Origin of the sequence: Coleofasciculus sp. A1-SPW-01, assembly GCF_040217205.1 — a bacterium.
Lineage (GTDB): Bacteria > Cyanobacteriota > Cyanobacteriia > Cyanobacteriales > Coleofasciculaceae > Coleofasciculus > Coleofasciculus chthonoplastes_A.
This window is the reverse complement of sequence record NZ_JAVJNP010000142.1, coordinates 30,185-53,697: the sequence shown is the minus strand read 5'-3', so window position 1 is coordinate 53,697 and position 23,513 is coordinate 30,185. Positions and strand designations below refer to the sequence as shown.

The window sequence follows — 23,513 nt, the reverse complement described above, 5'->3', positions numbered from 1 at the left end:
TGATATCTTGCACCCGTTGTAATAGGTTTTGTGTAATGGCGTAGCACACCGAATTTGATGGATAACGCTTCCATTCAGAACCTGTAGGGGCGCAAGGCTTGCGCCCGATTTAACCGTAAAATCTATTCCACTAAAGTCTTTAACGGTGAGTGGTGCGTTACGCTTCACTCTCCTCACCCTACAGATTTACCTGAAGCGCTGTCAAGCTAAGAGTTAAGCCAGTTACCCCATCGGCTTCCGGTTGAGATCAGGAAATTCCAGTACCATAACCTAGTATGGCTTTCCTTTTCCCCAAACCACCCTTGGATTATGCGTCTTAGCTTAGAACCCTTTACTGTTCACAAGCGATTCCCCTTAACCATTAGTCGCGGCACAACCTCCCAAAGCACCAATATCTGGGTGCGGCTAGAACATCAGGGGATAGAGGGTTGGGGCGAAGCCTCTCCCTTTGCGATCGCGACTCCATCCCATCCCTTAACTAAAACTCCCCAAACGACTCAGATGTTGTTGGATGCACTGGAGTTAGTCATACCGACATTAGAAACCTATACCCCCTGGGAACGCCAGAAAATTGAACGAGTCTTGGCAGATGCGGATGTACCATCGGCGGCTAGGGCGGCGATTGATATCGCATTACAGGATTGGTTAGGAAAACACCTAGGTGTTCCCTTATGGAAATTGTCGGGATGTAATCGTCACCGGATTGTGCCAATTTCCGCCACGGTAGGAATTGGTACACCTGAAGCCGCAAAACAACGAGTGCGAGATTGGATACCGATTACGGGGGGCAGTGTGATTAAAATTAAACTCGGTTCCCCTGACGGAATTGAAGCCGATCGCGAAATGCTATTAGCTATCCGAGATGTCGCCCCCCAAGCCCAACTAACCGTTGATGCGAATGGCGGTTGGCGTGTAGACGACGCCGTAAAAATGTGTGACTGGTTAGCCCAACAGGGCGTCAAATACGTCGAACAACCCCTTCCCGCCGGACAAGAGGCGGATTTGCCTCACCTGTATTCGCGATCGCCTCTACCTATTTTCGTGGATGAAAGCTGCTTTACCAGTCAAGATATTCCTCCCCTGGCGGATTGTGTTCACGGGATTAATATCAAACTAATGAAATCCGGTGGATTAACGGAAGCATTGCGGATGGTACATACTGCCAAAGCCTGTGGATTACAGGTGATGTATGGCTGCTATTCCGATAGTACCCTCGCCAATACCGCCGCCTCTCATTTATCCTCGTTCGCCGATTATCTAGATTTAGACAGCCATTTAAATTTAGCCGACGATCCCTTCACCGGGGCGACACTGCAAGATGGACGATTGATACCGAATAATTTATCAGGATTGGGAGTGCAACGCCATGTATCTGACAAGTGATCAGCGCGTCGCTATTTTATTACATGAAGGGATTCGCGGCGATCACGGCAAAACCGGATTAACGCTGCTACGGTATGGGGAAGCAACGGTGGTGGCGGTGATTGACAAAGACTGTGCGGGAGAGTCGTTATCGGACTTAACGAGAATTAACTGTAATGCGCCGATTGTGGATTCAGTCAGTTCCGCCCTCGCCTACAATCCGACTGTTTTAGCGATTGGAATTGCCCCATCGGGGGGACGGTTGCCAGAGGTTTGGTGGCAAGAAGTTAAGCAGGGAATCGCGGCGGGACTTTCTGTTTATAACGGCTTGCATACGCCAATGGCATCTGATCCTGAGTTACAGAAATTACTCCAACCCCATCAACAAATTTGGGATATCCGTCAGGAACCCCAGGATTTAGGGATTGGCAAAGCCCAAGCGAGATCGCTGTCTTGTCAACGTATTTTAACCGTTGGCACGGATATGAGTGTGGGCAAAATGTCTACCAGTATTGAGTTCCATCGCGCCGCTTGTCGAAAGGGAATCAAGTCTAAGTTTTTGGCAACGGGTCAAGCGGGGTTAATGATTGCTGGAGATGGTATTCCTTTAGATGCGATTCGGGTTGATTTTGCGGCGGGTGCGGTTGAACATACGGTGATGAAATTTGGTAAAGATTATGAGTTGTTAATCATAGAAGGACAGGGTTCACTGATTCATCCCGGTTCTACAGCCACCTTACCCTTAATTCGTGGCACACAACCGACAGGGTTAATCGTAGTTCATCGCGCTGGACAAACTCATATTCGCCATTGTCAGGATGTAATAATTCCACCGTTACCGGAGGTGATTCACCTTTATGAAACTGTGGCTAGGGCGGGAGGGGCGTTTGCATCGGTGCCAGTCGTAGCCATTGCGTTGAATACCGGGCATTTGACAGAAAGGGAAGCACGAGACGCGATCGCGCAGGTTGAGGATGAGACAGCTTTACCTTGTACGGATGTGGTGCGGTTTGGCGCTGATTTATTGGTTGATGCTGTAATGAAAATGTTATGATATTTTACCAATTGAATGGATTAGAGGCGTGCTATTTTTCTTAAGTCAGTACTATTCCATTTAAACTCAATGGGTATTCTAACCATGAAGCGCCGAAACTTCTGCAAAAATGCTGTGCTAGGAACAGCAGGATTCACCACAGTAGCCTCAACTCAAAGTACTCCTCAACCTGAGGCTTCTACACCAACTCAACCCGCGATTCAATGGCGCATGGCAACCAGTTGGCTCAAAAGTGATATTACCTTTAGCGCGGTTGAAGAACTTTGTCAACGAGTGAAGGTGGCGACGAATGGACGGTTTGTGATTATTCCCTATCCGGCGGGTGAAATTGTTCCCCCATTACAGGTATTTGATGCGGTTAAAGCGGGAACGGTTGAGTGCGGTCATACAACCGCTCTTTACTATCTGGAAAAAAATTCCACCTTAATCTTTAGCATTTCTGTTCCCTTTGGACTAACGGCATATCAACAGAATGCTTGGCTATATTATGGGGGTGGTTTAGAGATCATGCATCAGATCTATGCTGACTTTGGCGTTATCGCATTTCCTGCTGGTGCTGTGGGTATCCAAATGGGCGGATGGTTCAACAAAGAAATAAATCGTTCGGCTGACTTTAAAGGACTAAAAATTCGCATTCCTGGATGGGGAGCGCAAATTCTTAGCCGTTTTGGGGCGCAGGTGATTGTGTTAGGCGGTGATGAAATTTTGACGGCGCTGGAAGACGGTAGAATTGAGGCAGCCGAATGGCGAAATCCTCATGATGATCAGCAACTAGGATTGCACCGTGTTGCTCGCTATTACTATTATCCAGGGTGGTGGGAACCGGGCGCGAGTGAAGATATTCTGGTGAGTCGTCAGCAATGGCAAACGTTACCGAAAGCTTATCAGCAAATTTTTCAAGCGGCGGCGACGGAAACGAGTTTGACGATGTTAGCCGCCTTGGATGCAGCGAATGGGGAAGCACTGAAACGCTTAGTTGAGGGTGGAATCCAATTAAAATCCTACAGTCAAGAGATATTACAAACGGCGTATCAAGTGAGTGTTGACCTTTTAGAAGAAAATGCTCGTCAAGATGCAATTTTTAGAGACGTATACGATAAATGGAAAGCGTTTCGCAGTAAGATTTATCAGTGGAATCGAATCAATGAATTGAGTTTGGAGCAGTTTGTTCTGAAAGATTTTAGCTAAAATCAATGATTCAGTCGGGATTGATTCGTGTAAAAAGTGCTAAACTATAAACTTTAAACTCGGTATCAGTTCAACCCGATTACATGGGGTGAGGTTAACACCGTGAATTCCAGGCTGAATGCTTTTAAAGCTAAATTTTTGAATGATCGAGTTCAAGCTAACCGTCGGAAACTAGCCGCTCAGCTGCGTAATCAGAAAATTGGACAAAAATTAAATATTGCCTTTGGTATTTTAATGGTGATGACGTTTCTGGTGATTGGGCGAAATTATTTGGGGGGGCGAGAGGCTCAAGTCAATATCAATCGAACCCAGAATACACGAGTTCCTACCGCCCTAGCTTCCGCCCAAGCCCAGGCAAATTTGCTGAAAATGTTGTCCCAAGTGCGAGCGTATGTAGCCACGGGAGATCCGGAGTACCGCTACCGCTACCAAGGATCGAGACAGAAGTTTGAAGCCGATTTAGCCCAAATGGAGGTGCTGGCGAACCACTCCGCCTCTGATATTCGCGATCGCGTCGGTAAACTAAAACAAACGTATCAGGTTTGGTCGCAACTCCCCGATCAGTTAATCGCCTTGCGAGATGACTTGCTGGAAAATCAACCCGCCTTAAAACTTTTGGATAGCCAAGGGAAAAAACCGATTATTATTATTCAGCGAGAGATAGAAGAAATGCTCGATGATCAACAGACGCGATCGCCTTCCGCTACTAACACGGCTCTCCTCAGAGATATGGCTGAGTTTCAAAGTAGTTTTGCTCTCCTCATCTCTGCCTTACAAAGCTACTTAGTCACTCGTTCTCCTTCCTTTCGCTTTGAGTACAATGCTCTGGCTCAATCCAACCAAAATGCTTGGCAAGAGTTAGTGAAAAAACAACAATTTTTGACGGCTAAACAGCGCACCAGCTTTGATGAAATTGCCAACAGACGTACTGAATTCTTTCGTTTACCCCCACGAATGTTTGAAATTGTTGAAAGTGACCGCTATCGCCAAGAATTATTCTTACTGAAAACCAAAGCCGAACCGCTAGCTGAAGACATGTTGAACCAGCTTGATCAAATTGTTGCCGATCAGCAATTGATGCTAGCTCAGGAATTAAAAAAAGCCAATCACAGTCTCAATCAAGCGCAATTGCAAACGCTAATTTGGGGAATTTTCGCCTTAATCCTTGCCATAGCTATGGCATTTTGGTTACGCCGACAAATTGCTGAACCGATTAAACGACTGACAGTCGTAACCCGTCGCCTCCAAGATGGGGATTTGAGTGTTAAAGCGGCGGTTAATTCAACCGATGAAGTGGGGGAACTGGCTGACTCATTTAACTGTATGTCAGGACAACTTCAGCACGCCTTTGTCACCTTAGAAGATAAAGTCACCGAACGCACCGCCCAACTCGCAACAGCGAATCAAGAGATTCAGGCGCTCAATCAGAAGCTGAAAACTGAAAATCTCCGCATGAGCGCTCAACTGGATATTGTCCGTCAAATGCAACATCTAATCCTACCCAAAACAGAGGAACTAAACTGTATTGAAGGACTCGATATTGCTGGATTTATGGAACCCGCCGATGAAGTAGGAGGTGATTATTATGATGTACTCTACAGCGACGGTGTTGTCACTATTGGTATCGGTGATGTTACCGGACACGGACTCGAAAGTGGTATTTTAATGCTGATGACTCAAATGGGTGTCCGCACGCTCAAAGAAATTCGCGAAACTGATCCGGTTAGATTTTTGGATACGCTTAACCGAACTATTTATAAGAATGTTCAACGGATGAACTCGGACAAAAATTTGACATTAGCGATTCTTAATTATGCGCAAGGTAAAGTCAGCGTAAGTGGTCAACATGAAGAAACTATTGTAGTGCGAGAGGGTGGCAAAATAGAGCGAATTGACACCATCAATTTAGGGTTTCCCATTGGTTTGGAGTATGAAATTTCCGAATTTATTCATCATACTCTCGTACCACTCAATCCGGGTGATGGGATTGTCCTTTATACGGATGGGATTACCGAAGCCGAAAACATAAACCGGATTCAGTATGGGATAGAAAAGCTTTGTCAGGTGGTGCATCAAAATTGGCAAAAGTCGGCGGAGGAGATTAAGCAGGCGGTGATTGATGATGTACGGCGACATATTGGTCAGCAGAAAGTGTTTGATGATATTACGTTGCTAGTGCTGAAGCAACAATAAAGGAAATACTCCCTCCCAGCTAGATCCCCGACTTCTTGTAGAAGTCGGGGATCTGTGTACTAATCCTCTCACTTCAGATTCACCACCTCCAGCGAAAACCCATACTACCAAGGCCATCCCCCAATACTGGGATCGCCAACCCGATAGAGATCACCTAATTGCCATCCTTGTTCAAGTTTTGGTTCTAGAATATCTTGAGAAAGAGATTTAACTGAAAAATGCGTTTTATTTTCTGAGTAAAAACAAAGCACGTTGTCTAAACAATCAGTAAAATTAGCAATCGCCATAGCGGTTAGGACGCATCTTATGGTAGAGACGTAGTATGCTACGTCTCTACCGTCGGGGGGAGAACTATCCAATTCATTCCACTAAGTTTAAAGATGTGACCTCTAGGATTGTCCCTTCTAGTTTGGTGCTATCAAGTTTTACATTTGTCAAGTCCGTCCCGGCTAAATTGGCGTCGCTTAAATCAGCATCTTTGAGAATCGCCGCCGTTAGCTTGGCATAAGCTAAATTAGACCGACCTAAATTGGCTCCATTCAGTTTAGCTTCTGTGAGATTAGCTTCAATGAGGTTCGCCCCACTCAAGTTAACCCCACTCAGATTAGCATTTGTGAGGTTGACTCCAATCATATTGGTGATACTGAGATTAGCGCCGGTGAGATCCGCGTTACTCAAATTCGCTTTGATCAAGTTAGCGCCACTCAGGTAAGCAATCATCAGGCTGCTATGACTCATATCCGCACAACTTAGTTCAGCCCCACTTAAGTTAGCGCCACTGAGATTGGCATACCGCAGGTTGGCAACGCCAAGCTTGCTGCCAATCAAATTCGCATCCTTGAGGTTAGCATCTCTGAGATCCGCATTACTGAGCGTGGCAATAATTAGATCAGCTTTACTGAGATCCGCTCCAATTAGTTTGGCATCTCGTAAGTTAGCATCACTGAGGTCAGCATTACGCAGGTTAGCCCCCATGAGGTCAGCCCCTCGTAAGTCAGTATCGCGCAAGTCAGCATCACGCAAGTCGGCATCACGCAGGTCAGCATTCTGGAAACTTCGCTCTCCTGCTGCATAACGTGACCGAAATTCGTTTGCATCCATAGGTGTAGGTAGGTTTTGTTTGTTGGGAATTCAGCTTGAACTAGCTTTTCCCAATGCTAAGTTTTAGCACGAACCAGAGGATACCGGAATCCTAACTCACGGAACTGGTTTGGGAATCTCCAGTCAAACTGATCAAGGTTCCTTCTAGCTTAGCTTGATCTAGATTGGCATCGGTCAAATCCGCGCTAGCTAAGTTGGCGTCGCGCAGATCGGCATGACACAATAATGCTCCATTAAGCTTGGCATGAGCTAGGTTGGCTCGATACAATTTGGCTTCACTTAAATTGGCACCACTGAGATTGGCTTCAATCAAGTTAGCCCCATTGAGATCAGCACTAATTAGGTTCGCACCACTGAGATCCGCTCCGATGAGATTGGTAATACTTAGATTAGCACCGCTTAAGTTAGCGTCGCTCAAGTTAACTTTAATTAAACTCGCATCACTCAGATAAGCGCGACTCAGGCTGGCGCTCTTGAGGTTAGCACCACTGAGTTCTGCACTGATTAAGTTGGCACCGATCAGATTTGCCTCGCTCAGGTTAGCAACACCCATCTTGGCGCCAATCAGGTTTGCCTCACTCAAGTTAGCCCCATTCAAATCCGCATCACTGAGGGTGGTAAAAATGAGATCTGCACCCGTTAGATTGGCACCTTGCAAATTAGCTTCGCTTAGATTAGCACCACTCAAGTCAGAATAACTTAGGTCAGCTTGGTTTAGGTCAGCACCAATCAGATTGACACTGCGAAAATTTCTTTCACCTGCGGCATAACGCGACCGAATTTCTGTAGCATCCATAGGTTTTATGTTGTAAATTTAGGCTTAACAAATTATTACGGCAGAACCAGTGGTCTAATCCTGTTTGGTCACTTCACATCCAAAAAACATAAGACCAATGACCAATCAGATGAAAACCCGATGTTCTAGGGATGGCATCTGGCGGCGAACTTGTTCAAGGCGAGTCGGATTAATTTCTGCGATCGCGACACCCGGTTGATCGCCAGCATCGGCTAAGATCACCCCCCAAGGGTCAACAATCATGGCGTGCCCGTGGGTTTTACGCATGGCGTAATGACGTCCCGTTTGGGCGGGTGCAATCACGTAACAGGTGTTTTCAATGGCTCGTGCTTGGAGTAGGACTTGCCAATGATCTTTTCCCGTATACGCGGTAAAGGCAGCCGGAACAAACAAAATGTCAGCCCCTTTATAGGCTAAATGACGGTAAAGTTCAGGGAAGCGAACATCATAGCACACCGATAGTCCTAAGTTACCCAATGTTTCGGAGTGGCAAACAGGTGGTAGTTGATCCCCTGGCATCACCGTACTCGATTCTTGATAGGTATTGCCATCGGGAACATTCACATCGAATAAGTGAACTTTTTGATAACGCACCAGTTCGACGCCATTGGGATCGAGGAGCAAGGCGGTGTTGTAAACTTTTGTATCGTCTACAGGCACAGGAAATCCTCCCCCAAGCAGGGTGATTTGGAAGCGCTGTGCCATGGTTTTGAGGAATTTTTCACTCTGGAGGGCGATCGCGTCAGCTTGCGCCACTTTGTCTTCTTCTTTACCGAGGAACGAGAAGTTTTCTGGTAAAGTAATCAGCTCAGCGCCTTGGCGCACCGCCAGTTCAATCAATGTTTCTGCCTCAACCAGATTCTTCTCTAGGTCAGGCAAGCTTGTCATTTGCACAGCAGCGGCAAGATAAGACTTCATCGGTAGCAAGAGTAGAAATGATTTTATAGTTTAACCTGATCCGCGAAAATCCCCGCCCTCAACAATAGTAGGGCGGGGATGGACAGCTCCGAAATTGAGGAACGAAATTTCCCAATTCTCCTAATACATTTACTGAAAACAGTATATAATAGTAAGAAAAGCTGATAAGCAATGCGACATCAAGCCATCAAAGTCAGGCTGTACCCGACAACTGAACAACAGGTGATATTAGCTCAACACTTTGGTTGTAGCCGTTGGTGGTGGAATCATGCACTCAATCTGTGCATTGAAACCTACCAGCTAACGGGTAAAGGCTTGAGTCAATCAGCATTGAATGCTTTCTTACCCAAGCTCAAAAAACAAGAGAGGACTGAATGGTTATCTGAGTGCTATTCTCAGGTATTACAGGCTACTACGCTCAACCTAGTAACTGCTTATCGAAACTTTTTCGAGGGTAGAGCCAAATACCCAAGGTTCAAGGCTAAAAAGAATAAGCAGTCCATTCAGTATCCCCAATCAGTTAAGGTTGTTGATGATTGCCTTAAATTTCCGGGTCGTGTTGGCGTAGTCAAAGCTAAAATACACCGACCAATTGAAGGAACTATCAAAACAGTAACTGTCAGTATGACCCCATCGGGTAAGTATTTTGCTTCTATCTTGATGGAGTTAGAAGGGAATAACCCACCGACTAACACCGATGGTAAAGTCGCTGGAATTGATTTAGGGTTAAAGGATTTTGCCATCGTCAATGATGGGTGCAAAACCTCTAAATACGCTAATCCCAAACATTTAGCCAAACATGAGCGTAACCTCAAGCGGAAGCAACGGAAATTAGACAGAAAGGAGAAAGGAAGCAAGTCACGAAATAAAGCCAGAAAACGGGTAGCTATGGTTCACGAACGAGTTAGTAATGTCCGTCAAGACTACTTACACAAGCTGTCTAGAAAGCTAGTTGACGATAACCAAGTCATTGTAGTCGAAAGTCTAAATACTAAGGGCATGGTTCGGAACCACAAACTAGCTAAAGCAATTTCTGATGTAGGCTGGGGAATGTTTGTCAACTTTTTATCTTACAAGCTCGAAAAAGAGGGTAAGGTACTGGTAGAGATTGACCGATGGTTCCCTAGTTCTAAACTCTGTTCAAGCTGCCACTATCAGGTAAACGAGATGCCCTTAGAGGTCAGGACTTGGACTTGTCCTAACTGCGGCACTCATCATGATAGAGATGGTAATGCTTCAGCAAATATCAGAGCGGAAGGCATCAGAATGCTTCGACAGGCTCAGCAACATTTATCGGTCTCAGGGACTGGGACTGCTGCTGTTGGCGTAGCCTGCGCGAAGCGCATAGGAGGGGAAGTAAGACCAAAGCTTGGGCGCAAGTCTAAGCTGCGGCATTCCCCAATGAAGTCAGAAGCTCCGGCTTCTACGAAGTAAGCCGGAGTAGTTCACCTATACCAGGCAACGCCGTTGGCAGCCATATCAATCCTAGATGCACCCGAAGCGATCGCGTCTCGGAGAGCGGGTATTGGGTCGGGTTCGGTGCATCCCTTGCCTTTTTGTCACAGCTAATTTAGATTAATTCTTTCTTCAGAAGGATACCCAAAATATAATGATTTGGCTACCTTACTCATTCCCTTTTGTCATCTGTATTCTGAATGTATTTTTTTCAGGAATTACTTCGTCGCGACAACAGCGATATTCCACGCCAACCGTTTCATCAAAGGAATCTTTTTTAGACTCTGATCAATTGTCTCCAGCCGCCGATACGTCGGATTTAATCGTTCATATTCGATAATAATCTTTTTCCAGTAACGTTCCTTATTGGGATCAACCTTTTCAATTAAATAGAAGCGCAAGAAAATCCAAAGGCTTGCCAGCCAAAATGTATCATAGCTTACTTGCGAAAAAAGAGACTTAACCACTTTGGTAATATTAATATCCAAGGGCATTTCATCATCGGTACGCACCTCAGTTGCTATACGCCGATAGACATTAATCACAGGATTATGCTTCAGGGGGTCCCAAAAACAGGCTTTTCCTCCGGGTTTGAGAACACGGTGCATTTCCTTTAGGGCGATTTTGGGATCAGGAATATGGTGCAATAAATTGGAGGCATAAACAATATCAAACGTATTGTCGGCAAAATCCAGCGCCATAGCATTCGCTGTATGTCCTTCAACGTTAACGCCGTTAGCCGCCGCTAATTTTAGCGCCACCTCTACCATGCCGGGTGAATAGTCGGCGGCGACACAATTCGCTCCTTTTTGGGCAAAATAAACACTATTTTCACCCGCACCACAGCCTAAATCTAAGAGACGTTTGCCGCGAATATCGCCCAGTTGTTGCAGAATAAAGCGGTTTTCTGGGGCGGTACAGGCTTCAAAATAATCAGCCACGCGAATGCCATCGACATCAATGGCGGCTGCCCAGGTATCATGAAACTGGCGTTCTTTGCTGAGAGTTTCGTCAATCATCTTGTGGGTAAGGGTTGTACGGAGACGGTTAGGGAGTTAATAGCAATTGTACAAGAATTTGCGCTATTTATGATAAACTATTTACCCTCACCGGAAAACTCTAGGGCATCGATCAAGAAACCGGGTTTCTTTGTTTAAAATGCCGATTTCGTTGTTGTCCTCATGAGAAACCCGGTTTCTGGAAATACTCGCATTTTACAGCAATTAAGGGTTAAAAATAAACGTGCGATCGCGCCCTAAAAAGAAAGACAAAAATCAAGGAACCACTGAAGATCAAAAACCAAACAAGCCAGCTTCGGTAAAAGCTCGGTCTAGGTCAAGTGTCAAACCAAGCTTTTCAGCCCACTCCCATAAATAATCAAAATCAAGTTGTTCTCCTTGCACCTTGAGAACTGCCAAGACATCACGCCATTGCTTGTCCGAACCTGAACCCTGCCTCCATCGCAGTTTACTTAAAATAACATCTTCAGGAGAAGCAAAATAGAGCATCGTGTCTTCAAACTCAATCACCCGTCGGCGCTCAAACTTTAGGCGATCAAATTCCTCTGTTCCAGTTATCAGCAAATCAGCACGGCTAATGCTCTCCATATCGGTAATTTGTAGGGTTTTCATCCGACCCAATTTCACATCATCAACACCGGGAACATAAAAACCACACTCGCTGAGGGCGTCGGTAAGGCGATCAATATCAGTTGGAGAAATCCCGATTACCAAATCTAAATCCTGTGTTGTCCGGGGTTCACCGTAAGCAATTGCTGCTATCCCACCCGTGATGTAATAGGGAATGGACAATGTGGTAAAAATGGGATGAAGTTTAACCGCTAACTGTACCGAATCCTGAATCCACATTTGTGACTTGACGGTGGGAATGTAATTAGCAGGGCAATGATCTTGTAACCACGCTCTGGCAATTTTTTGGGCGAACTGGGTTGGGGAAAGATGTGCAAATTGTTGGCTTAGAGAACACAACGACAGCTTACGGGCGCTCTTTGTCAGCGAGGCTGCCATTTTCAACCGATCGCCCGGTGTCCGTTGTCGGAGTAAGTGGAATGTCAACCTATCGGTTTCTACACTGGTGTCTTCAGCCTGGGAACGGTATCCTGATACAACAGAGAATGGAGACATGGCTGGAATTATCGCGATCGCGGCTGCAAGATCTGAGTTTATTATTTTTTATAGCAGTAGACACATCGATTAGGACTTTCGGCACCATTGTAGAGACGCGCCATGGCGCGTCTCTACATAAATGATGTGTCCTAACCGCTATGGCGGTTGCTATATATTTAATTTCATCGACGCAGTTTTTGTCTCAATTCCCGCAACATCCGACTGGTTCCTTGTTCAATGGCTTGTTGTACCAATGGGGGAATTAGTTCGGTAATTGACATATCAGGAAAGATTGCTGTTTCTGGGGAAAGACTATAGTCGCCATTGCGGAAAATATATATCCTAAGCTGGTGATGACGATAAATCCAAACTTCTGGAACTCCTAAAGCGGCGTAGGCGTCAAGGGTAGTTTTTGAGGTAACATCACACTCAATAGCCAGATCTGGGGGTGGGTAAATGTCTAAATCCATAGCCGTGCAACCTTCGACACGGTTGGCGTTCTGGATATAGAGACAGGTATCGGGTTCAACACCAGCAATAACTGGACGTTTGAAGGTTGTTGAACCAAAGTCTTCCCAATCCCGCTCTTGGCTATCTAGAATCGTTTTAACAATATCGGCAATGATGCGATGGGGACGTTCATGAATGGCTAACGGGGACATGATTGAGAGAATGCTTTGGTAGTAGGCGATGCGGGTGTTTCGGTGTTCACCTAATTCAGTCAGAATTTGTTCAAAGTCTTGCCAAGATACGTCAGAAATCTGAATGGTGCTACCTGGAGTTAGTTTAATGGCGCGAATGGGAATAGTGACACTCAAGCTATTTTGCTCCAATTGATGCAATTGATGATATCAAATCCACTGAAGCCACGGCGATTAAAATCGCTGCTACACAAACAAAGTCCGCCTACGCGGACTGGATTATAAATTAGATCCCCGACTTCTTCAAGAAGTCGGGGATCTGGCAAGGAGGATTAAACTGAGGCTACCGCTTTATCGGTTTCGCGATCGCTCTCTTGTTGACGTTGCCCCTGTAACCAACCATAGAGTCGGTTCAGGGCATTCACATAAGCTTGGGCTGATGCCACAATAATATCGGTATTGGCAGCATGACCGGAAAAGACGCGACTGTTATAACGTAGCCGAATTGTGACTTCCCCTAGGGCGTCAATCCCGGCTGTCACTGACTGCACCGAATATTCAATCAGTTCATTCGGAACATTCACCACCCGGTTAATCGCTTTATACACCGCATCCACTGGACCGGTACCAATCGCCGCATCCATCAATTCTTCACCTTCTGGGGTGCGTAAGGTTACAGTAGCCGTAGGACGAGCATGATCCCCACAGGATACCTGAACTAATTCCAAATGGAACAGTTCGGGAACTTGGCTGATTTCGTCGTTAACCAGTGCCTCTAAATCCCAATCGGATACGTCTTTTTTCTTATCTGCCACTTCTTTAAAGCGGACAAATGCCTTATTCAACTCCGTCTCAGACAGATCAAACCCCAATTCCTTCAGGCGGCTGCGGAAGGCGTTGCGCCCAGAATGCTTACCCAAGACAATCTTATTATCAGTTAAACCGATTAACTTGGCATCCATGATTTCGTAAGTCAGCTTATTTTTGAGGACGCCATCTTGGTGAATACCCGATTCGTGGGCAAAGGCGTTTGCGCCGACAATTGCCTTATTCGGTTGTACTAACATTCCGGTTAAATTTGAGACTAACCGCGAGGTTTTGTAAATCTGGCGCGTGTCAATATTGGTTAAGGATTCCTCTGACTCCGGAGGACGTCCAAAATAGGGGTTGTAAAATTGTCGCCGGACGTGTAATGCCATGACGAGTTCTTCTAATGCGGCATTTCCTGCCCGTTCGCCAATGCCGTTAATTGTACATTCTAACTGTCGCGCCCCATTTTTCACGGCTTCCAGGAAGTTGGCAACGGCTAATCCTAGGTCATTGTGACCATGAACGGAGATAATCGCTTGGTCAATATTGGGGACATTTTCTTTAATCCCGCGAATCAATCCGCCAAACTCAGTGGGGGTGGTGTAGCCTACGGTATCGGGAATATTCACCGTTGTCGCCCCCGCCGCGATCGCACGTTCTAGCACTTCGTAGAGAAACTCTGGATCAGAACGCCCTGCGTCTTCGGGGGAAAACTCCACATCCTCGACAAAGGATTTGGCATACGCCACCATTTCCTCGGCGATCGCCAATACGTCTTGTCGAGTCTTTTTCAGTTTATATTTTAGATGAATATCGGATGTGGCAATAAATGTATGAATTCGCCCATGGGCAGCGGGTTTGAGGGCTTTGGCGGCGGCTTCGATATCCTGACGAGTGGCTCTGGCTAACCCACAAATTGTTGGTCCCGACTCCACACCAACGGTTTGGGCAATCTTTTGCACCGCGTCAAAGTCACCGACACTGGCATAGGGGAACCCGGCTTCAATCACATCCACACCGAGTCGTGCCAGTTGTCGTGCGATCGTTAGTTTCTCCTCTACATTTAATGTGGCTCCAGGACACTGTTCGCCATCGCGCAGCGTGGTATCAAAAATAATAATTCGATTGGGTTGTGTGTTCATTTGATTGTCTCCAGTCAGAACTCGTTAATCTTCAATGAGTTAAATCATAAGGGCTAGTTTGTGTGATTAATCAAGAATCCGTTTTCTCGATATAATCACGTATATCATTTAAGTCGATATACCGATCTGTAGCATTTCTTAATTCTCTAGCAATCATTCCTTCCGTTGATACGACTGTAATGTGAGTATTTTTTGAACGCAGCAACTCGATTGCCCGTTCAAAATCACCATCTCCACTAAACAGAATAACTCGGTCATACTGTTCTACAGTATTAAACATATCAACAACAATTTCTATATCAAGATTAGCTTTTTGGGAGTAGCGACCCGAACTATCATCATAATACTCTTTTAAAATTTTAGTTCGGACGGTGTAACCTAGGCTAATTAAGGCATCTCTAAATCCGCGCTGATCTTGAGGATCTTTTAATCCGGTATACCAAAATGCATTAACCAGAACAATATGGGGTTCTTTTCTAAAATATTCTAAGACCCGCTTTGGATCAAAGAACCAGCCATTTTTTTGTTGAGCATAGAACATATTATTCCCATCAACAAAAATAGAAATACGGTTCATCGAGCAAGGCATATAAACTCAGACCTAATAGTTTTGGGAAATTTAAGTGAACTTCTTATTTTAGCAATTTTAATCTAAATATTGGCTGATAGTTAGTCTATCGGCGTAATTCCTAAGCGTTTTAGCGCCATCTAAATTGTCTTACTCTCTCACCTCCAAGTTCAATCTCCTGGCAAAGAAACTCATGTCACTAGATTTCTCTCTGCTTTAGAAAACCTTAGCAACTCGATAGGACGTAGACAGGGGGCTATCTTCAAGCTATTCTCAGGGTTGAGAATAACACCAACCCATTCGCTGTAGATGTACTTTATCGAATTCGGCGATTCACCCCCAACTATACCCGATCAGAGTTAGTTGAGGATGAATCGCCAGTAATAGCAAGTTTGCTTGCATTTAAGTCAACAAGTGTGATAATATTACATGGTTTTTTATGAATATACTGATATAAGCATAATTCTACCGTGGGGTATCAGGAAAGTCACGCCTGAACCTGAGCTACTAGATTCCATTAGGTTGAGCGAAGTCGAAACCTAACCTACCTCTGTTGCGTTAAAGTAAACCTCAAACAGAGGTTTCTGCTAAGTAAGAACACCAGTCGCTCCAACTTCCAGCATAAAGCTTACCCCTTCCTGTTCCGGCTAATTCCAGAGATAAGAGATTCACGCAGGCGGTGACTCCAGAGCCACAATAAACAATGATGTCTGATTTATCTTGGATATCCTGCCATCGCTGTTTTTGCTGATCAGGGGAGTGGAGATAACCTTGAGCATTAGTCACCTCTTGCCAAGGGTAATTCATCGCCCCAGGAATATGACCCGCAACGGGGTCAATCGGTTCATGCTCTCCTAAATAGCGATCGCGTGCCCGTGAATCAACCAAAGCCACTTCAGGTAAATCTTTCCGAGTTTTGACCCCGTTGATATCAACCACCCAGTCAGAGCGCACTTGCGGCATAAACTGCCCCGGTTGAGGTTCCAGTATCGCATCGGTTACTGGATACCCTTGAGATTGCCATGCGCCCCAGCCACCATCCAGTACCGCAACGCGATCGTGTCCCAGGTAACGCAGTAACCACCACAGACGCGCCGCAAACGCAAAACGGGAATCATCATAAGCCACGACTAAGGTTTCACCGAATCTGACCCCAATCGCAGCAAGTTTTTCGGCAATTCGGTTGGGATCAGGTAAGGGATGACGCCCGCCATGACGTTCCACAGGGGCAGACAGATCTTGGTTCAAATCCAAGTAATACGCTCCTGGGATGTGACTCGTCTGATACTCTTTATATCCCTGTTGCGGATCAGCAAGGGCAAAACGGCAATCAATGACAACCACTTGCGGATCATCGAGGTGTTCTTTTAGAAATTGGGTTGAAATAATAAAAGGATGATCAGTCATTAGATAAAAATTATCAAAACGGATTAATCGTTATCGAAAAATATACGCCATTTTCTTGCCAAGTATCATCCTCCGAATCGACTGAAATCAGGGGAATCCCCCAATCTAAGCGAGCGGTAATGCGATCGCCTTGTTGCCATTGTAGTCCCAACCCTAACGCTGCCAAGCTACTGGGGTCAGGATCTTCGATCTCGCCGTTATTCCAGGTTGTGCCAACATCCACAAAGGGAGTAACCTGCAAAATACCGTCCCACTCAGGAATGCGTAAAATGGGCAGCCGCACCTCCGCCGAGGCAAAGGCACCATTATCCGTGAGTCGAATATCTTGGCGATAGCCGCGCACACTCCCTAAACCCCCTAACCCAATCTGCTCAACGGGTAACAAATCTTGAGCCGCCAGTTGAAGATCACCGCGAAGCACCAGTAATGTATCCGGGGCTAAAAGTCTTACCCACTGGGCTTGACCCCGCCAGGAAAAGAAGCGACTATCCGGCTCATCATCATTGACTGTGGCATCAAAGATACCCAGACCCAAATTAAACTGAGAGCGTAGGGCAAAGACTTCACTTGCCCCTCGTTGAGTCCACTCTTGAAAGAATCGTAGGGCTGAAACCCGAATCCGTCCATCCTCATCAGCACCCAGCGAGGGAAAACCCACTTCTTCTCCCACCAACTCTTCTAAGAAAACGGTTTTGGTATTGCGTCGGGACGCGGTTAAACCCACTGCCAATTGCTGGGTTGGCGTTTCCAGGAGGGGTTGACGAAAGGTGAGGTCAAAACTGGTGGAGTCAGATTGGATATCGAGAAAGTTAAATGGATCTTCAATAATCTCGCTGGAGGTATTGCTAAAGCTAAAGCTAACCTCGCCATTGCGCGGATTAACGGGTAGGGTGTAGTTAAATTCAATCTCGTCACTACCATCGGTATTGGTATAGCTGAGGGTTACGCCATCGCCGAATCCGAGTAAATTGGCTTGGGTGATAGACGCCCCGCGCCGGAAGCTACCCACACTAGGGGAACGACCATTGTTGGCAATCAGTTGGTAACTCCAGGTGTTGGCTTCAATAACATCAACAATGAGTAAACTGGTACCAGGTCCAGAACCCGTCGAGAGTTCAGCCGAGACATTTTCAATCAGGGGATCGAGTTGCAAAAGACGCAGGGATTCTAGTAGATGCGGTACATTCAGGGGTTTGGGATTAGCAACGGCAATGCGCGATCGCACATAGTTGGGACGCAGACGGCGCAGCCCATTCACCTGAATCTCTTCAATTCCACCTTCTACAATTTCAATGGTTACGGTGTCTTGGGTTAGGGGTTGAGGCGGAATGAAGGCACCAGATGTGGCATAGCCGTTGTCCACGTACAACTGGGTAACAGCAGTTCTGGCATTGAGGAGTTCCGCAAAGGTAATCGGGCGATTCGTAAACTCCTGGGTTACTTCGGCTAACTCTTGATCACTAAAGGCGGTATTGCCTGTGAATTCAAATTGTTTTACAGTAATTTGCGCCCCCTCCGGTGTCTCAGGTGTCTCATCAGGCGTTGTTGGCGCTAATTCAGGGTCTAGAAGCTGTTCGGGGGGAGGTAATGTCGGAGACGGCGTAGTTTCTGGCAGCCTTGAGGGAGGCGGTGGCTCAATGTCTTGAGGCGGAGGGAGTTCTGGAATTGAGGGACTGTCACGGGGAGTGGTGCGATCGGGAACTTGAGCGTTGAATGTTGAGTGTTGGGTGTTGAGTGTTGACCCAACTCTAGGTGCATCGGGAACCGGGTTTTTAGGGGCGGGTTTAGGGACTGTCGTTTGGCTATGGATAGTAACGTTTGGGCAAAACCCGCCCTGACTGAGGGTTGAATGGCTGATCTCATGTCCGCCTAAACAGTTATCATGTCCTTCGACCTTGCCACCTGACTGCTTACCTGCTGTCCTCTGTTCTCTACCTTCTGCCTTGATGGAATCTTCTGCTTTTGTGAGAGACAAGCCCTGATCGGCTGAAGACTTAGTGTTTGTGAGGATAGGCAGAGTTTGAGCGTTGACCGAGGGAGTTAGCCAAAACGCAGCCCACAATACTGCGATAGAAGTGAATAGAATTTGCCCGTTGGAATTAACACCAATCATCTTGTTCATTTGTAACAAATAAAGAGGCTAATTATCGAGAACCAGGGTGAGACAATTATCGCGGCTCATGAATATAGTCATCTTTTTGATCGACCACGAGTAGTCAGGCATGGCAAAGATTCTACACCTATTTTCATTAATCGTCTCGCTTCTGTCGTAACACCCTAGTGCAAGAAGGCAGAAATAACTGAACAGCTAATATCTCCCCCCGCTTCCCCTGCTCCCTCTGCTCCCCCTGCTTCATCGTATCTACGAAGTTGCTCAAGTATTTTTATGCCCGCTGCACTAGGAGACTGGCAACTTTGGCGGAGTGGTAAGACTAAGTAGGTGGGAAAAATCAAAGTTAACGGCGGCGATAGTCATACTCGCTTGAGCGAGAAGCAAGCTACGTTATGTAAGGATTTGAGGAATGTTTACAAACGTTAACCCCGTTGGGGTTATTTCCACCAACTTACTGATCTAAAGCGACTCGCTTGGCGATATCAGCTTACTATTTGCTGTTAAGCCCCTGATGTGATGAAGCGTTTGATTCGTGAACCTACTCCGTTACTTTTTCAGTACGCTTTAATTTTCTTATCTTGTTTGGTGATAACGCCAATGGGAGATTTGAGTGAGTGTGTCCTGGCTCAAATCCCAATAAATTACGTTAATATAAATTATTTTACTTAAAGTGTCAAAATCTCTCCGCTTAACAGACTTGTATAACCATACCCTCACGAGCCAGTACGTCATTTGGAAAGACCGATTTCACTTGGGATTCCATCCAGTCAAGAAACTCATCATCATGGTCAGGATGGTAGTGAGACATGACAATTCGTTTAACTCCTGCGGCTTTAGCTGTAGCTAAACCGGTTTGCCAGAGTTGGTCTTGCCAGTCTAAAGGCGAAGGTTTTAGAGAATCATCTGCACGAATAGTACAGGGAGCATCCAAGATGAGCAAGTCAGCATGGCGGGCTAAGTGCAACAAATTGTGATCCAGTTGATCCGGCGATTGGGAGTGAGCGATCGCGTAGACGACAGAATGACCATTCCAGGTGACTCGGTAGCCCATTGAGTGGGATGCAGCGTTGAGTAAGACGACTTCAACGACCAAATCATCCACGGTGATTTTATCACCCGAACCCAGTTCGTAAAATTTTAGCTCCGATTGCATGACCTGGAGGGGAACAGGAAAATTAGGCGCTAACATTTGCCGCCCTAAGCGCTTTTCGATTGATTCTCCGTTCGCCGCCCTTGCACCATAGATGTGGAAACAATTGCCGGGAATAAAGGCAGGTGTAAAAAATGGAAATCCTTGAATGCTGTCCCAGTGGCAGTGGGTGAAGAAGAGGTAAGCTTCTAGGGGCATTTGACGGAGTAAATGGTTGCCGAGAAGTCGCAAACCACTCCCCCCATCAAAAATTAGGCGTTTGGAACCGACACGCATTTCTACACAGGAGGTATTGCCACCATAGCGTACCGTTTCTTTTCCTGGAGCCGAAACTTTACCTCGAACGCCCCAAAATTGGACAACAAAATTGACGGTAGGGCCAGTTACCATGTTGGCTATAACATTAGATGTGCGGGGACTGGGTGACGCTGGATCAGAATCTGGCATCGTTCAATTAAGTGAGCTGCCCTTAGCCAAGCTTCACACCAAGCAATTTCCACTATATGATACTCAGATAAGGGTACTTTCGGTGAGATAGTCGCTAAGGCTTTTGTGTCCAAGGGAGCAAATTAGGTATTTTTAAAGGAAATTTGGTTGGGAGAGCCAGTACAAAAACAGCGATGAATTTATAGCTTTCCCCTAGGTTGAATTTTCTAGCACCCTGATTCCGATCAGGAAGTTTCTCTCAAGTCTGTTAATTTTAGCGTGTTTGGTGGACTTGACTTGTGAGTTCTGTCACAAAAAGCGATGAGTAGGGGTTGGGTTCCCAAACCCCTACTGAGGCTACTGGACTATCTGCCAGCCTTTTCCCCGGCGGCGACACACTTCTCAACCAGTGGCATAACCTCCTTGATATCCTTCCAGCCTAGAATTTCCGTGACTTTTTTCTCCAGATTTTTGTAAGTCTTGAAAAATTCAGAAATTTCATCCAACCGATGCTCGGCAACATCTTTAAGGGATTTCACCTGAGCATAGCGTGGATCTTTGTCAGGAACACAGAGGATTTTCTCGTCGCGATCGCCCGAGTCAATCATCTCCAGCATACCAATGGGACGAGCGGTAATCACACAACCCGGAAAGGTGGGCTGATCCATCATCACCATACCATCAAGGGGGTCGCCGTCATCGGCTAAGGTGTTCGGGATAAAGCCGTAATCATAAGGGTATTGCACCGAGGAATATAAGACCCGATCAAGGGCAAAAGCCTGTAAATCTTTGTCGTACTCGTACTTGTTTTTACTCCCGGCTGGAATTTCGATTAAAACGTTGATCAGTCCCGGTTTGGGTTGACTTACAATGCGTGATAAATCCATGACTAAATGGTGTAAGCGACACAGCAGATGGGGATAACCAAACTATCCAAGGGTGACGTTTCCCCACACTGCCTTTTCTGTTATACAACTTTGCTGACATCTTCCCGCAGGGGGAACAGCCCCATTAACATTAAATTGGCTCTCATTGGCTGTGAGTCCATCCCTACATCATCCAGGACAGGTGGGATAGAAGAAAAGTACCCCAGTTGAAACGGGGGTGACATCATCAGATTTGGTATCAGCCAAAAGACTCTCGATTAGATTAAGTCTTTATTGATTATTTCATCGTTATTTTGTTATTTAAGAATTTTGCCAATTGTTTATTTCTGACCTTGGCAGTGAGTAGGGTGTTGTCGGTAAAACATCTAAGCTGCCAGACGAGTAATAAGCAATGGCTAAGAAAGGTAAGGTCAGAGTTAAAAAAGCCATTACCGCACCTATAATTTCTGCCCACCTATGAGGATGGGGTTCAGAAGAGTTGGCAGACGAGCCGCTTGATTCCATAAATGAGGTTTTGATCGGAACTTGAGTCAATTGAGAATTTATCTGAAAATGGGGTAAACTATAAACCCCATGGCGTCTATTTTAACAAGTTTTTTTCTCAATAATTGTTTTCTAGTAAACAATTCGCATAAAACCTTACATTTTACGACTTAGGACATCTGTTTTCCCAAAACAACTGACCTTAGACAGATTGACGAGACAGATTGAGGTGAGTTCTCGTGCATCCTTGCAGAAGTTTCTGACCCTCTGTTAGAAAGGAGACAAAGGAGACAAGGAAGAGACTTAGTCAAGCTCGGCAAGTCCAACGGTACGTTAGCGTAGGGATACAACGTCTAATCCAGAAGATCGAAAGAATGGTGAGTTGACTCAAACTCACAACTTGACCTTTCCAACTTTACCATATTTTTCAGCAAAAAATACTGTAAAAAGTCAGCTTAATAAAACTCTATTGATTAGGGATTACGTATCATAGGTTACATTTAATTCCCCTAACTAAAAACCTAACCGTAAACACCTAATCTAGTCTAATTCCAGTCAGAAAATACAAAAAACCGCCTCTAACACTAGGCGGTGGAATTAAGCAATCGGAGGGTAGTATTAGATTACGTTCTTTCCTTCTTGGAGGACTGTAACAATGTTTACCAAATAATTCCTTTTTGAGTTTTCAATGTTAAATTTTGCTCAAAAATGATACGACAATTATCACATTAGCGATGAGCATACACGCCCATTGGTTCTTTGATCCACCGGATGTAAAAATGCTTAAATGTGGAGCGAATCAGGCGAGGCATCCCAAAATCAATCGGCATTAACCGATCCGGTAACTTCCAATCGAGTACATTGATATCGGCTGGGTGCAGGTGAGGAAAATCTAAAGTGTCCAGAGTTGGACTTAACCCCAATTTCATCGCGGCGGCTAGAGTGGGGACTTGAGTCGGATCGACATTGAGTAAATTCGCGATCGCACAATCCAAAGCAAATACATTCGCCGACGCCGCTAGGGTATCCAAGCGTCGGGGTTCACCCCCACTCGGACCATTGCCCTCATGAGCGACGATCGCATCCAGAATCGTCAAGTTGGGATTAATTGCCCGCGCCGTTTCCACTAACATTTCCCCAAACCGCAAGGCATCTTTACCTGCTTCAGCGTGCCACCAGGCTTTCATTTTACCAGGGACGCAGCCAAATAAATTCTTAACCCCCAGCGTCAGAGTTAACTGGGTGTGAGACTTCAGCTTGGGTAAATTAATCACCACATCGGCATCCATCGCTTCTTTACACAGGCGCAGGTGGTTAAAGGTATGGCTAACCGTTTGATAACGCTGACCATGGAATTCGACAATGGGTATGTTAAGTTCCTCCATCATTGGCAAATAGCCATTCGCCTGTGCTACCCCCTTAGCTGTACCAAAGGCGGGACTATCACCTAGAAACGGTTGACCCCCCGCTTCCTTGACCAACTCGGCAACAGTGTAAACCAGTTCGGGGCGAGTAATACATTCTTTTCCCGGACGTCCAGCCGTCAGCAGATTAGGCTTGAGGAGGACGCGATCGCCTACTTTGACAAATGCCCTAATCCCGCCCAACGGTTCCAGCAAGGTTTCTACGGCGGTTCTCAATGGCTGTTGGTTATAGGAATCTGCCCGAATTAAACTAACGCTAGACATAGGCA

General features: G+C 45.9%; 18 protein-coding genes and 1 pseudogene. 5 read left to right on the top strand and 14 right to left on the bottom strand.

The genetic code is table 11. The features are described from left to right. Window positions 1–309: 309 nt before the first annotated feature. The 4 genes from RH949_RS21930 to RH949_RS21915 all read left to right on the top strand — a co-directional run bounded on the left by RH949_RS21930 (window position 310) and on the right by RH949_RS21915 (window position 5,797). A complete protein-coding gene (locus RH949_RS21930; protein ID WP_006101344.1) occupies window positions 310–1,383 on the top strand; it encodes a dipeptide epimerase in 1,074 nt (357 codons plus the stop codon). Next, window positions 1,367–2,416: a DUF1611 domain-containing protein gene (locus RH949_RS21925; protein ID WP_446356120.1), complete on the top strand. Its 1,050-nt coding sequence runs from the start codon at window positions 1,367–1,369 to the stop codon at window positions 2,414–2,416. Before RH949_RS21930 ends, RH949_RS21925 begins: the two co-directional genes overlap by 17 nt. An 84-nt stretch (window positions 2,417–2,500) precedes the next feature. Beyond that, on the top strand, window positions 2,501–3,604 hold the full coding sequence (locus RH949_RS21920) for a TRAP transporter substrate-binding protein (RefSeq protein ID WP_446356118.1): 1,104 nt from the start codon (window positions 2,501–2,503) through the stop codon (window positions 3,602–3,604). A 138-nt stretch (window positions 3,605–3,742) separates the two neighbouring features. Next, window positions 3,743–5,797: a SpoIIE family protein phosphatase gene (locus RH949_RS21915; RefSeq protein WP_446356116.1), complete on the top strand. Its 2,055-nt coding sequence runs from the start codon at window positions 3,743–3,745 to the stop codon at window positions 5,795–5,797. A 104-nt stretch (window positions 5,798–5,901) separates the two neighbouring features. Here the strand turns inward: RH949_RS21915 and RH949_RS21910 are convergent. The 4 genes and pseudogenes from RH949_RS21910 to RH949_RS21895 form a co-directional block, all read right to left on the bottom strand. Then, window positions 5,902–6,072 (bottom strand): annotated as a pseudogene (locus tag RH949_RS21910) (AAA family ATPase); the annotation flags it as partial. A gap of 85 nt (window positions 6,073–6,157) precedes the next feature. Next, window positions 6,158–6,898, bottom strand: coding sequence for a pentapeptide repeat-containing protein (locus RH949_RS21905; protein ID WP_006101410.1), 741 nt, complete (start codon window positions 6,896–6,898; stop codon window positions 6,158–6,160). Between the two features lie 91 nt (window positions 6,899–6,989). After that, window positions 6,990–7,694: a pentapeptide repeat-containing protein gene (locus RH949_RS21900; protein ID WP_006101331.1), complete on the bottom strand. Its 705-nt coding sequence runs from the start codon at window positions 7,692–7,694 to the stop codon at window positions 6,990–6,992. A 105-nt stretch (window positions 7,695–7,799) separates the two neighbouring features. Next, entirely contained in the window at window positions 7,800–8,612 is an 813-nt protein-coding gene (locus tag RH949_RS21895) for a carbon-nitrogen hydrolase family protein (protein WP_446356113.1), read from the bottom strand. 171 nt (window positions 8,613–8,783) lie between these two features. Between RH949_RS21895 and RH949_RS21890 the strand changes: the two genes are divergently transcribed. Further along, window positions 8,784–10,046: an RNA-guided endonuclease InsQ/TnpB family protein gene (locus RH949_RS21890; RefSeq protein WP_006101396.1), complete on the top strand. Its 1,263-nt coding sequence runs from the start codon at window positions 8,784–8,786 to the stop codon at window positions 10,044–10,046. Window positions 10,047–10,285: 239 nt separating this feature from the next. Here RH949_RS21890 and RH949_RS21885 read toward each other — a convergent pair whose 3' ends face one another. The 10 genes from RH949_RS21885 to RH949_RS21840 all read right to left on the bottom strand — a co-directional run bounded on the left by RH949_RS21885 (window position 10,286) and on the right by RH949_RS21840 (window position 23,508). Further along, window positions 10,286–11,086 carry a class I SAM-dependent methyltransferase gene (locus tag RH949_RS21885; RefSeq protein WP_446356111.1) on the bottom strand — a complete coding sequence of 267 codons (801 nt, stop codon included), beginning with the start codon at window positions 11,084–11,086 and terminating at the stop codon, window positions 10,286–10,288. 273 nt (window positions 11,087–11,359) lie between these two features. After that, complete coding sequence (locus RH949_RS21880; RefSeq protein ID WP_446356109.1) at window positions 11,360–12,211, bottom strand: hypothetical protein; 852 nt, start codon at window positions 12,209–12,211, stop codon at window positions 11,360–11,362. Window positions 12,212–12,375: 164 nt separating this feature from the next. Further along, complete coding sequence (locus RH949_RS21875) at window positions 12,376–13,011, bottom strand: Uma2 family endonuclease (protein WP_446356107.1); 636 nt, start codon at window positions 13,009–13,011, stop codon at window positions 12,376–12,378. Between the two features lie 155 nt (window positions 13,012–13,166). Next, window positions 13,167–14,786, bottom strand: a complete 1,620-nt coding sequence (locus RH949_RS21870) for a 2-isopropylmalate synthase (RefSeq protein ID WP_446356105.1) — start codon at window positions 14,784–14,786, stop codon at window positions 13,167–13,169. Window positions 14,787–14,856: 70 nt separating this feature from the next. Continuing rightward, window positions 14,857–15,375 carry a LabA-like NYN domain-containing protein gene (locus tag RH949_RS21865; RefSeq protein ID WP_006101490.1) on the bottom strand — a complete coding sequence of 173 codons (519 nt, stop codon included), beginning with the start codon at window positions 15,373–15,375 and terminating at the stop codon, window positions 14,857–14,859. Between the two features lie 549 nt (window positions 15,376–15,924). Further along, a complete protein-coding gene (locus RH949_RS21860; RefSeq protein ID WP_006101534.1) occupies window positions 15,925–16,761 on the bottom strand; it encodes a sulfurtransferase in 837 nt (278 codons plus the stop codon). A gap of 13 nt (window positions 16,762–16,774) precedes the next feature. Beyond that, on the bottom strand, window positions 16,775–18,874 hold the full coding sequence (locus RH949_RS21855) for a ShlB/FhaC/HecB family hemolysin secretion/activation protein (RefSeq protein WP_446356102.1): 2,100 nt from the start codon (window positions 18,872–18,874) through the stop codon (window positions 16,775–16,777). A 688-nt stretch (window positions 18,875–19,562) separates the two neighbouring features. Next, window positions 19,563–20,414 carry an MBL fold metallo-hydrolase gene (locus RH949_RS21850; protein ID WP_446356100.1) on the bottom strand — a complete coding sequence of 284 codons (852 nt, stop codon included), beginning with the start codon at window positions 20,412–20,414 and terminating at the stop codon, window positions 19,563–19,565. 401 nt (window positions 20,415–20,815) lie between these two features. Then, entirely contained in the window at window positions 20,816–21,337 is a 522-nt protein-coding gene (locus RH949_RS21845; protein WP_446356098.1) for an inorganic diphosphatase, read from the bottom strand. A 1,211-nt stretch (window positions 21,338–22,548) separates the two neighbouring features. Next, on the bottom strand, window positions 22,549–23,508 hold the full coding sequence (locus RH949_RS21840; RefSeq protein ID WP_006101426.1) for a DUF362 domain-containing protein: 960 nt from the start codon (window positions 23,506–23,508) through the stop codon (window positions 22,549–22,551). Window positions 23,509–23,513 lie beyond the last annotated feature (5 nt).